Origin of the sequence: Bacillus alveayuensis, from assembly GCA_030812955.1 — a bacterium.
GTDB lineage: Bacteria > Bacillota > Bacilli > Bacillales > Aeribacillaceae > Bacillus_CB > Bacillus_CB alveayuensis.
On record JAUSTR010000001.1, the window covers coordinates 391,147 to 406,024 of the forward strand.

16 protein-coding genes are annotated in these 14,878 nt (G+C 35.9%); 12 read left to right on the forward strand and 4 right to left on the reverse strand.

Annotated features, from left to right (window positions below; translation table 11 throughout):
- Positions 1-208 precede the first annotated feature (208 nt).
- The 5 genes from dnaG to J2S06_RS01940 all read left to right on the forward strand — a co-directional run bounded on the left by dnaG (position 209) and on the right by J2S06_RS01940 (position 6,056).
- A complete protein-coding gene (dnaG, locus tag J2S06_RS01920) occupies positions 209-2,008 on the forward strand; it encodes a DNA primase (RefSeq protein WP_044895837.1) in 1,800 nt (599 codons plus the stop codon).
- 52 nt (positions 2,009-2,060) lie between these two features.
- Entirely contained in the window at positions 2,061-3,173 is a 1,113-nt protein-coding gene (gene rpoD / locus J2S06_RS01925; RefSeq protein ID WP_044895838.1) for an RNA polymerase sigma factor RpoD, read from the forward strand.
- Positions 3,174-3,725: 552 nt separating this feature from the next.
- Positions 3,726-4,091 carry a cytochrome c550 gene (cccA, locus tag J2S06_RS01930; RefSeq protein ID WP_419151117.1) on the forward strand — a complete coding sequence of 122 codons (366 nt, stop codon included), beginning with the start codon at positions 3,726-3,728 and terminating at the stop codon, positions 4,089-4,091.
- 132 nt (positions 4,092-4,223) lie between these two features.
- On the forward strand, positions 4,224-4,934 hold the full coding sequence (locus J2S06_RS01935) for a tRNA (adenine(22)-N(1))-methyltransferase (protein WP_419151118.1): 711 nt from the start codon (positions 4,224-4,226) through the stop codon (positions 4,932-4,934).
- Complete coding sequence (locus J2S06_RS01940; protein ID WP_044895841.1) at positions 4,935-6,056, forward strand: Nif3-like dinuclear metal center hexameric protein; 1,122 nt, start codon at positions 4,935-4,937, stop codon at positions 6,054-6,056. It abuts the gene before it with no gap.
- Between the two features lie 64 nt (positions 6,057-6,120).
- On the opposite strand, the gene J2S06_RS01945 is transcribed toward J2S06_RS01940, so the two are convergent.
- Positions 6,121-7,065 carry a 4-hydroxy-3-methylbut-2-enyl diphosphate reductase gene (locus J2S06_RS01945; RefSeq protein WP_419151119.1) on the reverse strand — a complete coding sequence of 315 codons (945 nt, stop codon included), beginning with the start codon at positions 7,063-7,065 and terminating at the stop codon, positions 6,121-6,123.
- A 99-nt stretch (positions 7,066-7,164) separates the two neighbouring features.
- Positions 7,165-7,755 (reverse strand): VrrA/YqfQ family protein, encoded by a 591-nt coding sequence (gene vrrA, locus J2S06_RS01950; protein WP_044895843.1) that lies wholly within the window; start codon positions 7,753-7,755, stop codon positions 7,165-7,167.
- A 156-nt stretch (positions 7,756-7,911) separates the two neighbouring features.
- Between vrrA and J2S06_RS01955 the strand changes: the two genes are divergently transcribed.
- The gene (locus tag J2S06_RS01955; protein WP_419151120.1) at positions 7,912-9,225 is read left to right on the forward strand and encodes a DEAD/DEAH box helicase; all 1,314 of its coding nucleotides are present in this window, start codon (positions 7,912-7,914) and stop codon (positions 9,223-9,225) included.
- 12 nt (positions 9,226-9,237) lie between these two features.
- Positions 9,238-10,131, forward strand: a complete 894-nt coding sequence (locus J2S06_RS01960; RefSeq protein ID WP_419151121.1) for a deoxyribonuclease IV — start codon at positions 9,238-9,240, stop codon at positions 10,129-10,131.
- Between the two features lie 34 nt (positions 10,132-10,165).
- On the opposite strand, the gene J2S06_RS01965 is transcribed toward J2S06_RS01960, so the two are convergent.
- On the reverse strand, positions 10,166-10,420 hold the full coding sequence (locus tag J2S06_RS01965; RefSeq protein WP_419151122.1) for a DUF2624 domain-containing protein: 255 nt from the start codon (positions 10,418-10,420) through the stop codon (positions 10,166-10,168).
- A 190-nt stretch (positions 10,421-10,610) separates the two neighbouring features.
- Between J2S06_RS01965 and J2S06_RS01970 the strand changes: the two genes are divergently transcribed.
- From J2S06_RS01970 to J2S06_RS01985, 4 genes are all read left to right on the forward strand, one after another.
- The gene (locus J2S06_RS01970; protein ID WP_419151123.1) at positions 10,611-11,483 is read left to right on the forward strand and encodes a YitT family protein; all 873 of its coding nucleotides are present in this window, start codon (positions 10,611-10,613) and stop codon (positions 11,481-11,483) included.
- Positions 11,484-11,579: 96 nt separating this feature from the next.
- Positions 11,580-12,335 carry a metal ABC transporter ATP-binding protein gene (locus tag J2S06_RS01975; RefSeq protein WP_044895847.1) on the forward strand — a complete coding sequence of 252 codons (756 nt, stop codon included), beginning with the start codon at positions 11,580-11,582 and terminating at the stop codon, positions 12,333-12,335.
- A 17-nt stretch (positions 12,336-12,352) separates the two neighbouring features.
- Entirely contained in the window at positions 12,353-13,195 is an 843-nt protein-coding gene (locus tag J2S06_RS01980) for a metal ABC transporter permease (RefSeq protein ID WP_419151124.1), read from the forward strand.
- Positions 13,192-13,602, forward strand: a complete 411-nt coding sequence (locus J2S06_RS01985; protein ID WP_419151125.1) for a Fur family transcriptional regulator — start codon at positions 13,192-13,194, stop codon at positions 13,600-13,602. The genes J2S06_RS01980 and J2S06_RS01985 overlap by 4 nt, the downstream gene beginning before the upstream one ends.
- Before the next feature lie 131 nt (positions 13,603-13,733).
- Here J2S06_RS01985 and J2S06_RS01990 read toward each other — a convergent pair whose 3' ends face one another.
- On the reverse strand, positions 13,734-14,324 hold the full coding sequence (locus J2S06_RS01990; protein WP_419151126.1) for an LNS2 domain-containing protein: 591 nt from the start codon (positions 14,322-14,324) through the stop codon (positions 13,734-13,736).
- A gap of 142 nt (positions 14,325-14,466) precedes the next feature.
- On the opposite strand from J2S06_RS01990, the gene J2S06_RS01995 reads away from it, so the two are divergent.
- Positions 14,467-14,835, forward strand: a complete 369-nt coding sequence (locus J2S06_RS01995) for a DUF308 domain-containing protein (RefSeq protein ID WP_152643026.1) — start codon at positions 14,467-14,469, stop codon at positions 14,833-14,835.
- Positions 14,836-14,878 lie beyond the last annotated feature (43 nt).

Genomic DNA, 14,878 nt, shown 5'->3' on the forward strand with positions numbered 1-14,878 from the left:
TGAAGTGATGGAGAATTAGTGAAATATAACGAAAAGTTTTGTCGATGCTTATGCCATGTGTCGCAATGTGTTGCCAAATATGTGGTCATGATCTAAAATATGTAAAATGTTAACTGCCATCATTATATCAAAAATTTAGAAAAAATATTGTCGAATCTTGAAGGAGAATAAAAAAGAATCTCGAATATGTTTTTACGGAGTGTTTTGCATGGGAAAACGAATTCCCGATGAATTGATCGAAGAAATTCAAAAGTCGGTAGACATAGTTGATGTCATTGGTGAATACGTTCAACTAAGAAAGCAAGGACGTAACTATTTTGGTCTTTGTCCGTTCCACGGTGAAAACACCCCTTCATTTTCTGTTTCGCCCGAAAAGCAAATTTTTCATTGCTTTGGCTGTGGAACTGGCGGGAATGTTATTTCCTTTTTGATGCAAATAGAAGGATATACCTTCTTAGAAGCTGTGACAAATTTGGCTGAAAAGGCAGATATTTCACTACCAGATGAGCTTCAACAAGCTCAAGACTTTCCGAGAAAGACAAGCAATGAAGCGGAACGAATGATTCAAGTATATGAGCTTGCAAATAAATTTTACCATCATTTGCTGCTAAATACAAAAGAGGGGCAGAATGCTTTAAATTACTTATTGACAAGGGGATTTTCAGAAGAAATCATTAAAACATTTGAAATAGGCTATGCGCTCAATCAGAAAGAATTTATGACAAGGTTTTTAATGAAAAAAGGCTTTTCACTAGAGTTTTTAGAAAAAGCCGGATTGATGATTCAAAAAGAAGACGGATCGTATTTTGATCGGTTTCGAGACAGAATTATATTTCCAATTAAAGACCATAATGGAAAAGTCATTGCTTTCTCGGGAAGGGTCATGAATAATGGTGATCAACCGAAATATTTAAATAGCCCTGAAACGAAAATTTTTAACAAAAGGAAAATATTGTATAACTTCCATCAAGCAAGGCTACATATTCGGAAAAAACAAGAGGTTGTTTTATTTGAAGGTTTTGCTGATGTTATTTCTGCCGTTAAAGCGGGTATTCTTCATTCTGTTGCAACAATGGGGACATCGCTTACAGAAGAGCATGCGAAGTTGTTAAGTCGTCATGCAGAGACTGTGATCATTTGTTATGACTCGGATTCTGCTGGTGTTGAGGCTACCTTTCGCGCTTCAAAGTTATTGAGCCATGCTGGATGTAAAGTAAAGGTTGCCATGGTGCCTGAAGGTTATGACCCTGATGACTACATTAAACAATTTGGTGAGGAAAAATTTAGACAAGATGTAGTAGGGGCAAGTGTTACGTTAATGGCATTTAAAATGCAGTATTACCGGAAAGGAAAAAAACTTCAAGATGAGGCAGATCGGTTAAAGTATATAGAAGAAATAATTGACGAACTAAGTATGATTTCAAATGAAATAGAGCAAGAGCTATACTTAAAACAGCTTGCGGAAGAGTTCTCCTTATCAAAAGATACTTTAAAATCCCAGCTGAAAGAGCGGCTCGCTGCAAAGAAACGAGATCGTGACCGAAACAAACAAGCAGCCATTTTTTATCAAGTTCCGCAAACTCGACCGCTATTACCAGCATTTCATAATGCTGAACGCATGTTAATTGCTCATATGCTCCGAAATAAAGAAGTGGCGGAACGAGTTTTACGTGAAATTGGTGTAGAGTTTAACATCGAAGAGCATCGTGCCATTGTCACATATTTATATGCCTATTATGAAGAAGGGCATGATCCAAATATTAGCCACTTTTTAAGTAAGCTTCCTCATGAAACGTTGTCTCGTGTCGTTTCTGACATTGCCATGATGAACATAAATACAGAAACAAATGACAAGGAAATAAAGGATTACATCACTCATGTGTTGAAACAGAGAGAGATGTCTATCTTAAAAGAGAAGGAGGCTGAAAAAAAAGAAGCTGAAAGACAGAAGGATTATATAAAAGCAGCACAAATTGCCATGGAGCTAATTCAATTGAAAAAACGTTAAATCGTTTTAAAATAGATCTGATGTTTGTAATAGTTTGGAAGGAGGGGATCCAATGGCTGAAAAACAAACCCATGCAGATTCTTTGCTCGATCAAGTAAAAGATCAGCTTGTGGAGTTGGGTAAAAAACGCGGAGTTCTAACATACGAAGAAATCGCTGAACGTATGTCAAACTTCGATCTTGATTCAGACCAAATGGATGAGTATTATGAATATTTATCGGACCAAGGAATTGAATTAATTGGAGAAAGCGGCGACAATGACCCGAATCTCCAAGACTTAGAAAAAGAAGGGGAGGAAGAATTTGATTTAAATGATTTAAGTGTTCCTCCAGGTGTTAAAATTAATGATCCAGTCAGAATGTACTTAAAAGAAATTGGTCGTGTTGACTTATTATCAGCTGATGAAGAAATTGAACTTGCAAAACGTATTGAACAAGGAGATGAGGAAGCGAAACGGCGATTAGCAGAAGCAAACCTTCGACTTGTTGTAAGTATTGCGAAACGTTATGTAGGTCGAGGAATGTTATTCTTAGACTTAATTCAAGAAGGCAATATGGGTCTCATGAAAGCCGTAGAAAAATTTGACTACCGAAAAGGTTACAAATTCAGTACGTATGCGACTTGGTGGATTCGGCAAGCAATTACTCGCGCTATCGCTGATCAAGCGAGAACGATCCGAATTCCGGTTCATATGGTTGAAACCATTAATAAATTAATTCGCGTTCAACGACAATTATTACAAGATTTAGGTCGTGAACCGACACCAGAAGAAATTGCTGAAGATATGGATTTAACTCCTGACAAAGTAAGAGAGATCTTAAAAATTGCCCAAGAACCGGTTTCACTCGAAACTCCGATTGGTGAAGAAGATGATTCTCATTTAGGTGATTTTATTGAAGACCAAGAAGCTACATCACCATCGGAACACGCTGCTTATGAGCTTTTAAAAGAACAGCTTGAAGATGTTCTTGATACATTGACAGATCGTGAAGAAAACGTTCTTCGCTTACGATTTGGGCTAGATGATGGTAGAACTCGTACGTTAGAAGAGGTAGGAAAAGTATTTGGTGTAACACGTGAACGTATTCGCCAAATTGAGGCAAAAGCTCTTCGTAAATTGCGTCATCCAAGCCGCAGCAAACGTTTAAAAGACTTTCTCGAATAAATTTTTGACTGGACAGACAAACCGTCTGTCTTTTTTTGCTGTTTCCCCATAACCAAAACAAAAAATAACAAAATTATGTATATCTTGTGATGTAAGACATGAAACGACCCATTATCATTTTTAAACAAGTCGAAAAGTTCGTTAAGTATAAGTTAGAAACGAACGACTACATATTTTTCGACAAATACTATTTATACATTATTTTACTGAATCTTCTTTCTTTTTGCAAATTGTTCTTTTAAAGATATATGAAAATATAGATAAAAATTTTTAATATTATGACATCTATATTCACTTTATACTATAATTGAAAGCGGATACAAAGTCAAATATGAGATATAAAATGGATCGATGGAGGATCACTTGACTGAATGGCAATTAAACGTTGAAACGTATATAGGCAATTTATATGAAAAAAATTTGTCAAAAAAGTGAACTTCCATATTTCCTTTACATAAATACTTTTACTTCTTGTAAAATTAAAGTAAAATAGAGGTTGTTTAAGTTTTTATTTATCTAACTTATGAGTCTATACATAAGGGAGGGTACACGATGAATCGCAATCCACTTATACCTTTCGTCTTGATTATGGTATTCGGAATCGGACTTATGTTTGCATTCTCCTTCATTGGATTAGATAATGCTAAGGAAATGGCAGAAGGGGAAAATGGAGAAGGAAAAACAACGGAAAATGTTGCTGATGCAAAGCCTGAAGAAATTTACCAACAAAGCTGTGTCAGCTGCCACGGTCAAAACTTTGAAGGGGGAGTAGGACCAGCTCTTACTGGCGTAGGGGATCGTCTTTCAGCAGATGATATTAAAGAAGTGTTAAAGAATGGTCGTGGCTCAATGCCTCCTGGTTTAGTACCTGAAGAGAAAATCGATGAGATGGCACAATGGGTATCTGAAATTAAATAATTGAAAACGCTACGATTTATAGTGAACAGATGAAAAGTCTTCCAATATGGGGGACTTTTTTTATTGCTTCAGATTTTATAAAATGGTAACGAAACGATGCATGCCAGATCATAACAGAGTTAGGTGAAAAGAATGAAAGATATTCAACTATCAAATAGGCTTTTAACGGTGGCAAATTATATTCCCCCTCATTCCGTTTTAGCGGATATTGGTTCAGATCATGCTTATTTGCCTTGTTACGCGATCCTCAATTATTTGGCTAAGAAAGCCATCGCTGGAGAAATAAATGATGGACCTTATCAAGCAGCATTCAATCAAGTGGCACGATTAGGGCTGTTGTCCAAAATTTCCGTTCGCAAAGGAGATGGCCTATCTGTTTTAAAAAAGAATGAAGCTACTTGCATCACGATTGCAGGAATGGGCGGTACATTAATAAAAAAAATTTTAGAAGAAGGAAAGGAAAAGCTTTCAAAAGTTGAGAGGCTCATTTTGCAGCCTAATATTTACGCTATTGAAATTAGGAAATGGTTATATGAAAACGGCTGGGAGCTTATTGATGAAAAGATACTGGAAGAAGATTGCCACATATACGAGGTGTTAGTAGCAGAAAAAGGAGTACCTTCTCGTTCATATAAGGGAGTTAGCTTGGAATCTGCGTTTTTAATGGGTCCATTTTTAATAAAGGAACGAAATGAAACCTTTTTGAAAAAATGGGAGCATGAGCTCTACCATTGGGAACAAGTATTAAAACAGCTTAACGAAGCAAAGGAAACAGATGTGTTAATAAAGAAAAAATCAGAAATTCATCATATGATTTCATGTATTAGGGAGGTTATGAAATAAATGGGAAATGAAGTGAATGGAAATTATGTCATTCAGCTTTTTGAACAGTTTTCGCCGAAGAAATATGCTGTTGAAGGGGATAAAATAGGACTTCAAATCGGTACGTTAAATAAGCCAGTAAAAAAGGTAATGATCGCCCTTGATGTTTTAGAAGAAGTAGTAGATGAAGCAATTGCGAAAGAAGTTGATTTAATAATCGCACATCATCCTCCCATTTTTCGGCCGTTAAAAAGTGTTCTAACCGATCAGCCTTCAGGACGCATTGTTGAAAAATGCTTAAAGCATGATATATCAGTATATGCAGCACATACAAATTTAGATGTCGCAATTGGTGGTGTCAATGATCTATTAGCTGCAAAGCTGCAATTAAATCATACGGACGTTCTTGTTCCAACCTATACAGAAAAATTAAAAAAATTAGTTGTTTTTATTCCGGAAGATTATGCCGAACAAGTACGCGAAGCATTAGGAAGAGCAGGAGCTGGGTTTATAGGTAATTACAGTCATTGCACCTTTAATGTTAAAGGGCAAGGAACCTTCTTACCACTCGCAGGAACGAACCCTTTTATCGGTGAAAAAGGGAAGCTCGAAGAAGTAGAGGAAGTGCGTGTTGAAACGATTTTCCCTTCTTCCATACAAAGAAAAGTGATTAATGCGATGATGAAGGCACATCCATATGAAGAAGTTGCATATGATATTTACCCGCTTGAAAATGAGGGGAAAAGATTAGGATTAGGAAGAATAGGAGAGCTTCCTTTTGAGATGTCATTAAAGGATTTTGCTGAACATGTGAAAAACTCATTAGAGGTCGATCGCGTCCGCGTTGTCGGAAATCTTTCTGATCGTGTAAAAAAAGTGGCTGTGTTAGGTGGAGATGGAAATAAATATATTCACGAAGCGAAGATGAGAGGGGCAGATGTTTACGTAACGGGAGATATTTATTATCACGTTGCTCATGATGCGATGATGCTAGGTTTAAATATTGTGGATCCAGGCCATCATGTTGAGAAAGTCATGAAGGAAGGCCTGGCGAAAAAAATGAAAGAGCTTTGTGAAGAAAATGGGATCAACATTTCTATTTTCCCTTCCGAGCTTTCAACCGATCCCTTTCAATTTGTATAAGAAGAAGATCTTATGAAGCAATAAAGGCTAAAAAACGAGCTCATCGACATAGTCGTTAAGCTCGTTATTTTTTTACTTTTACTTTTGGTAAAATTTTTTCAAGTGGAACGCGTGAAGTACGGTCCCAAGTAGATTCGTCATTTGGATCGTATTTTTCTAAAAATTGGATAACTTCTTTGACAATTGGTGTTGGGGTTGATGCACCTGCTGTTACCGCCACTTTCTTTACATTTTGAAGCCATTCAAGCTTAATTTCACTAACATTGGCGATGCGATAAGCCTTTGTTCCAGCGATTTCTTCTGATACTTGTGCTAATCGATTTGAATTGTTGCTTCTTGGGTCACCAACGACTAATGTTAAATCTGCCTCTTTCGCTTGCTCGGCAACAGCTTCTTGACGAACTTGAGTAGCAAGGCATATTTCTTTATGAAATTCAACATGTGGATATTTCTCTTTTACTTTTTCCATAATGTCAGCGACATCCCATTGGCTCATTGTTGTTTGATTCGTCACGATAATTTTATCGCTTTGAATGTTAAGTGCTTCAACATCTTCTTCCGTTTCAACAAGATGTACGATGTTTGGAGCTGCCCCTACGGCACCTTCAGGCTCAGGATGTCCTTTTTTTCCAATATAAATGACCTCATAGCCTTCTTCTTTTTTTTGTTGAATGAGTTCATGTGTTTTTGTAACATCTGGACATGTAGCATCAATCATAACAAGTCCTTTTTCTTTTGCTCGTTGACGAACTTGAGGAGATACCCCATGAGCGGTAAAAATGACGGTGCCTTTGTCAATTTTTTCTAAAATTTCAAGGCGGTTTTGACCATCTAGTGTAATAATGCCCTCCGTTTCAAAGGCATCTGTCACATGTTTATTGTGAACGATCATACCTAAAATATAGATCGGTCTAGGCAGAGATTTATCCATTGCTGCATTTTTGGCAATAACCATGGCATCGACGACTCCGTAACAATAGCCGCGAGGTGAAATTTTAATAACTTCCATGAGAGTTTCCTCCTAATACGGTAAATGAAAAAAGCCGTTGAACGGCTTTTTGCTGATTTCATTATATCGGACATATCGAAAAAATACAAAGTAGAAATATTAAACATACAGCTTTGGAACCGACTTGCCAGTAGCTTTTTTTGACGTATCTCGTTTTGGTTTCGATGAACTTTTCGTCCCTTTTTTAGTTGATTTTGGTGTCGTTTTCTCATGATGATCTTTCATGTTTTCAACGTTTTCTTTATCATCCTTTTCTTTGTTATTTGCTTCATCCTCATGATGATTTTCTAAATCATTGCTTTCTTCATCATTATTATTTTTTAATTGTTGATATATTTTGAACATAGCTGGAACATTTTTAATTAAGGGCCCATATTGTTGAACCATTGGTGTAACTTGTTGAGCTACTCCTAACATTTTTTGGACATTCCCTAACATGCTTGATAAGCTTCTTGGATTAGTAAGTCCTTGAATTCCACTAGCAGCAGTATTCGCTTGTTGTATTGTCCCTAACGGCATTTGACTTGAAGGAAAAAATCTTGATAACAACCCCCTCAAACCACCACCACGACCCATTCCACCGCCTATCATGTGCTGTGGTCGATTTAGTAGTTGAAAAGGATTATTCATTGGAGGTCTAGGCATCATAGATCGTTGAAAAAGTGAAGGACCCGGACGGTGAGGAAACATTTCTTTTCCTCCTTTCTATGTTTCAGTATCACTACAACTAAAATATGCATGTAACAAGAAAAATGTTTGTCAAAGAAAATGTAATTGGAGTTTTTTTATTTTTTTGTTTATAATCAAAAAATGGGTTTAGAACATTTAAAGGAGTTGTGTAAAGGCATGAGAACGAAATTTACAAAGTTTTCGTTTCAACCTTTTATCATAGATGCAATCGAGTCACTAGGCTTTAAGGAACCAACAGAAATACAAGAACAAATGATTCCTGTCATTTTAAGTGGAAAAAGTGCTATTGGACATTCGCAAACAGGGACCGGGAAAACACATTCCTATATTTTACCATTAATAGAAAAAGTGAAGCCGGAAGAAAAACATGTTCAAGTCGTCATCACAGCACCAACAAGAGAGTTAGCGAGGCAAATATATCATGAAGTGTTAAAGATAATAAAATTTTGTCCTAGTCATCAGCAAATAACGTGTCGATTATTTATTGGGGGTACAAATAAACGACGAACGGTCGAAAGGTTAACGTCTCAGCCACATATTGTTGTAGGAACGCCCGGACGTATTTTAGATTTAGTAAAAGAGCAAGCGCTTGACATTCATACAGCGACAAGCCTTGTTGTTGATGAAGCTGATTTAATGCTTGATATGGGGTTTATTTATGAGGTTGATCAAATCGCCAGTCGACTGCCAAATGATTTGCAAATGCTTGTTTTTTCAGCAACGATTCCAGAAAAGTTAAAACCATTTTTAAAAAAATATATGGAAAATCCAGTATATATCCAAGTCGATCCGAAAAAGGTTACAGCTGAAAAAGTTGAACAAGTGCTAATACCGTTGCGTCACCGTGATAAGGTTCAGTTAGTTTATGATATACTTAAATCGATTAACCCATATTTAGCCATCGTTTTTGTCAATACGAAAGCAAGGGCTGATGAAGTAGCGGATTCGCTCATACAAAAAGGTCTACAAGTAGGAAGAATTCATGGAGGTTTAACACCTAGGGATCGCAAAAAGGTGATGCGCCAAATTCAAGATCTTCAATATCAGTATATTGTTGCAACAGATTTAGCGGCACGTGGGATTGATATTGAAGGGGTTTCGCATGTGATCAATGCAGAATTACCATCTGATTTAGACTTTTATATCCATCGTGTAGGTAGAACTGCAAGAGCAGGTCTTTCAGGTATTGCCTATACGATTTATGAAGATAAGGATGAACAGGCGTTAATAAAGCTTGAAAAGAAGGGAATACATTTTCGAAACTTAGATATTGAAAATGGAGAATGGAAAGAAATAGACGATCGACATCGTCGACAAAAGCGAAAAGCACAAGGAAATGAAATGGATCTTATAGCTAAGCACCTAGTGCGAAAACCAAAAAAAGTAAAGCCAGGCTACAAGAAGAAATTGAAAGAACAAATCGAACAAATGAAAAAGAGAAAAGTTCGTGCTAGAAAAAAAGGGAGATAGGAGAGGTTTTCAATGCTTAAAATAGGTTCACATGTGTCGATGAGCGGAAAAAAGATGTTGTTAGCAGCAAGTGAAGAAGCGGTTTCTTACGGAGCCAATACCTTTATGATTTATACTGGAGCTCCACAAAACACAAGAAGAAAAAAGATCGAGGAATTAAACATTGAAGCAGGACGAGCCCATATGGAAAAGCATGGGATAACAGAAATTGTCGTGCATGCACCATATATCATTAATATCGGAAATACGAAAAACCCATCTACATTTCAATTAGGGGTAGACTTTTTAAAAATGGAAATAGAACGGACAGAGGCATTAGGGGCGAAACAAATTGTTCTTCATCCTGGAGCGCATGTTGGAGCAGGCAGTGGGGCTGGGATCAAAAAAATTATCGAAGGGCTAAACGAAGTGCTTGATCGCAATCAAACGGTGCAAATTGCCCTTGAAACGATGGCAGGAAAAGGATCGGAATGTGGACGGTCATTTGATGAGCTTGCGAAAATTTTGGATGGAGTCACTCATAATGAACACCTTTCTGTCTGTTTTGATACATGTCATACACATGATGCAGGATATGACATCGTGAACGACTTTGATGGAGTGTTAGAGGAATTTGATAAAATCATTGGACTTGACCGCCTAAAGGTTATTCATATTAATGATAGTAAAAATGAGCGTGGTGCACGGAAAGACCGCCACGAAAACATTGGCTTTGGACATATTGGCTTTAAGGCGATCAACTATATCGTTCATCATCCGCAATTAAAGGATCTACCAAAAATATTAGAAACTCCATATGTCGGGGAGGAGAAAAACAAGAAAAAGCCTCCATATAAATTTGAAATTGATATGCTAAGAAATCAGACATTTGATCCTGATATATTAGAAAAAATTTTACAACAATAATCGAATGAAAATAAGCTGCTCCAAAAACGGCAGCTTATTTAACAAATTCTAAAAATAATTGATTCACTTTTTGTGCTACATCTGGAGAAGTAATTTTTGCCACTTGTTTTAAAAGGTTTAAACGCTCCTTATCATCGAAAATATTTAAGTTTTTTCCTTTGATTACCTTTACAATTTGTTTTGCTTGTGATTCAGTTAAAGGGATTTCATACTGATTGGCATAGGATAGTAATTCATCATATTGCAAATTGTTCAATTTTTGATTCACAATTTTTTGAAATAATATCAATTCTCTCTCCCCCTCTAACATAATGTATGGGGGAGAAAACAAAATGTGAATGGATTTTACCTAATTCATCGTTCTGATTAGATCATAAATATACATAAATTAGATATATCTTGAAGCATCTCGTTAAATGAAAACATTTTCTTACAATAAAGAACAAAAGATCAACATAATGGGGGAGTTTGCCATTCCAATGCAACATAAAAAGGAAAAATTGAGTCATTTATTGTATCGTTTGTGCATGATTTTTTTCGGTGCTTCCTTAGCAGCCTTTAGCATCGAATTGTTTTTAATGCCAAATAATATTATCGACGGAGGTATTATCGGCATCTCTTTAATTATTGATTATTTATTTGCAGAAAAAGTATTTTTATTGAATTTCGCCTTTGTCGTTGTCATCTTAAATTTACCATTTATGTATTCGGGTTATAAGCAAATCGGAAAAACGTTTATGCTTTCCTCCTTTTTTGGCATTGTTAGTTTAGCCGTGATGGAACGAATATTCCATTCTTTTGAGGCATTTACGACAGAACCGATTTTGGCAACCGTATTCGGTGGATTTTTGCTTGGTGCGGGCGTCGGTCTTGTGATTCGTCATGGCGGCTCTTTAGATGGGACGGAGATTTTAGGAATTTTATTAACAAAAAGGCTTCCGTTTTCTGTCGGCGAATTCGTTATGTTTTTTAATATCTTTATTTTTCTATGGGCTGCGTTTGTTTTCGGAGTTGAACAGGCGATGTATTCAGTGATGGCTTATTATATTGCTTTTAAAATGATCGATACGGTCATTCAAGGTCTTGATGAAACGAAAGCGGTTATCATTGTCTCTGACAAATATGAAGAAGTTTCAGAAGCGATTTTACACCGTTTAGGTAGAGGGACAACGAAGTTAAAAGGGAAAGGAGGTTTTACAGATCTTGAAAAAGAGGTCATCTATGTTGTGGTGACAAGATTAGAAGTGACAAAATTAAAAACAATTGTTCAAGAAATTGATTCAAATGCCTTTATTACAATTATGAATACGCAAGAAACGAAAGGTGCAAAGTTTAAATCCGCTATTCATTAAAAAGTATATCCTTTACAAACTTTTTTCATTACTGTATACTTTTTTTGTTATATAGTAAATCGTAATGATTCTGAAAAGAAGTAAGGTGAAAAATAAATGAGAGAACCTGTTATTGAAATACAAAATCTTTCATTTCGATATAATCTACGCTTCGTACTTGAAAATATTAATTTAAAAGTTGAAAAAGGCGAATTTTTAGGATTAGTGGGTCCTAACGGATCAGGAAAATCAACTTTATTAAAATGTATACTCGGGTTATTAAAACCAAACAGTGGTACCATTAAGTTGTTTGGAACTGATATTCGTCATTTTCAAAATTGGAACCGAATTGGATTTGTCTCACAAAAAGCCAATAGTTTTAATACAGGCTTTCCAGCCACTGTTTTTGAAGTAGTTGCAAGCGGCTTGACAGCAAAAATAGGACTATTTAAATTTTTGAAAAAAAACCATCATGAGAAAGTAATGGAAGCCCTTCGTTCTGTTAGAATGGACGAGTTTGCCAAAAGAAATATTAGTGAGCTTTCCGGTGGTCAACAGCAACGAGTATTTATTGCTAGAGCACTAGTAAGTGATCCGGAATTGTTAATTCTTGATGAGCCGACAGTTGGAGTTGATGCAAAGACAGTGCAAAGCTTTTATGAGCTTTTAGAAAAATTAAATAAAGAGCTAAACATCACGTTAATTTTAGTCACCCATGATATCGGAACAATTACGGATAAGGTAACACATGTTGCGTGTTTAAATAAAACGCTCCATTTCCATGGAAAAACGAACGATTTTGAGCAAATTCAAGATGAAGATGTCGCAAAATTTTATGGCCATTCTCTTCATGTATTAACGCACAATCATTAAAATCTGGAGGAGTAATCATGCTTCAAAATATTTTTCAATATGAATTTTTACAAAATGCATTTTTATCGGGGATATTAATTGGATTTATTGCTCCTTTACTTGGTGTTTTTATCGTTGTACGGAGATTATCGTTAATAGCGGATGCGTTAAGTCATGTAACGTTAGCAGGTATTGCGGCCAGCCTTCTTTTATCAAAAAAAGTTTTGATCCTTTCGTCTTTAAATCCGATCTATCTTGGAATGGGTTTTTCAGTCACTGGAGCTCTTTTTATTGAAAAATTACGAACCGTTTATAAGCATTACGAAGAACTGGCGATTCCGATTATCTTATCAACAGGGATAGGGCTCGGAGTTATTTTTATTTCAATTGCCGATGGATTTAATACAGATTTATTTAGTTATTTATTTGGCAGTGTTAGTGCTGTGACGAGAACAGATTTATACGTTATTATAATGGTAGCGATTATTGTTCTGCTTTTTATTGTATTGTTTTTTAAAGAATTATTTAATTTATCTTTCGATGAAGAACATGCCATTGTATCTGGTATCCCTGCAAAATGGATTCATTTTCTATTTATTGTAACGGTTGCCCTTGTTATTAGTGCTTCTTTACGAATTGTTGGCATCCTTCTAGTTTCTTCTTTAATGACATTGCCGGTAGCTGCAAGTATTCGCCTAGCAAAAGGGTTTAGACAAACGGTGATCCTTTCCGTTATTTTTGGGGAGATTGCTGTATTATCTGGATTATTTTTAGCGTATTTTTTAGATCTTGCTCCAGGTGGGACAATTGTGGTTTTATCTGTTTTGATTTTAATTATTTCTATTTTATTCACAAAGGCTAAAAGGGGAAAGGTGTTATGAACGTACAAGAAGCCTTAGATTGTTTAAAGAAGAAAGGTTACAAATATACGGCAAAACGTGAGGATATGTTGAAGATTTTTGCTGAGTCTAATAAATATTTAACGGCTAAAGAAGTATTAGAAAAAATGAAGGACGATTATCCAGGACTCAGCTTTGATACCATTTATCGAAATTTATCATTGTTTGCTGAATTGGACATTTTAGAAAAAACAGAACTATCTGGGGAAAAACATTTTCGGTTTCGTTGTGATTTACATGATCATCACCATCATTTTATTTGTATGGACTGTGGAAAAACAAAGGAAATCAAATCTTGCCCGATGGATGGACTACAAGAGCATTTAAATGGATACGAAATCAGTGGTCATAAATTTGAAATATACGGACTTTGTCCAGATTGCAAATAATAAAAAAAATAGAAGTAATTCCGATTTTTACCTGTGGGAATCCGGTTAATAGATCCATGAAACGGCCTGTTCTTCCACGTAGAGCTTGTTATCATTGCAAAGCCGCATCGCTTCTTATGAAGCATGCGGCTTTAACTTTGATTATCACGGAAATTTTGTTTCACCGGATACCAATATTCCAGCCATTCCTTTGCTTCAAACCAATTATTCACACGAAAAACATTTTTCGGAATTGGTTCTTGATTGTACGGAGTATTAAATAAAAGAACTGGAATGTTTAATTCTTCTGAAATCATGACGGCATTGTCATGTTTATCTTCAAAAAATATGTCAACACCATGCTTTTTTGCTGACAAAATCTTATCATGGGTACCAACTAATTCGATGTGATGAAAAGGGATATGATGTTTTTGAAACCAGTCGTATGTTAATTTTTGTAAATGTTTTCTCCGGGCTGTAATATAAATTAATTGATGAAAATCTTTCCATTCATTTAATACCTCTTTTGCAAAAGGAGCAAGAGGTGCATTTTCGTAAATCATTGGTTCATTTTGATTCATCCATTTCCAAAATTCTTCTTCGTTGATTTTTAATAACTTCGTCAAATCGTATTCCTTAATGTCCTCTAGTGTGATATTTAATTGAAAGGATTTGTTTAAATAAGGGACAAACGTTTCAGGTGACGTAATCGTTCCATCGATATCAATTCCCATACGTAGCATTTTTCCCACTCCTTAACCGATGTTCACTACAACAAGTGTACCATAATGTACTTTATTTGACTGTCAACTTTTACATTCATAATGCTTTTCATACAGACCCATACTATAATTGCTCCTACTTTTTGAAAGGGAGGTTTTCAGTATGGCAAACAATAAAAACATGAATGCTCACGGTGATAAAAACTTCCGTGAACGTCAAGAAAAAGAAGCCATTCAAACTGACCGGAACTATATGGAAGAAACAGCTGCACAATTAGATTCACCTGTTCAGGCTGTAAATGAAGAGGAAGTTAAACGCGACAACGAACGTGTTAATAGTCAAACAATGGGTTATGTTGCCTTAGCCCTGTCGATTATTTCTTTATTTGTTTTACCTGTTTTATTAGGAGCAGCGGGTATTGTGGTTGGATTTATGGCACGAAGACGTGGAGCACTCAATTTAGGAAATTGGGCGATCGGTATAGGGATCGTTTCAGTGCTATTAGGAATTTTCGTCCTGCCATTTTTCTAATCAGTAAAGCTTATGGGCATTTCTTTAAAATAAAAAGCTTGGG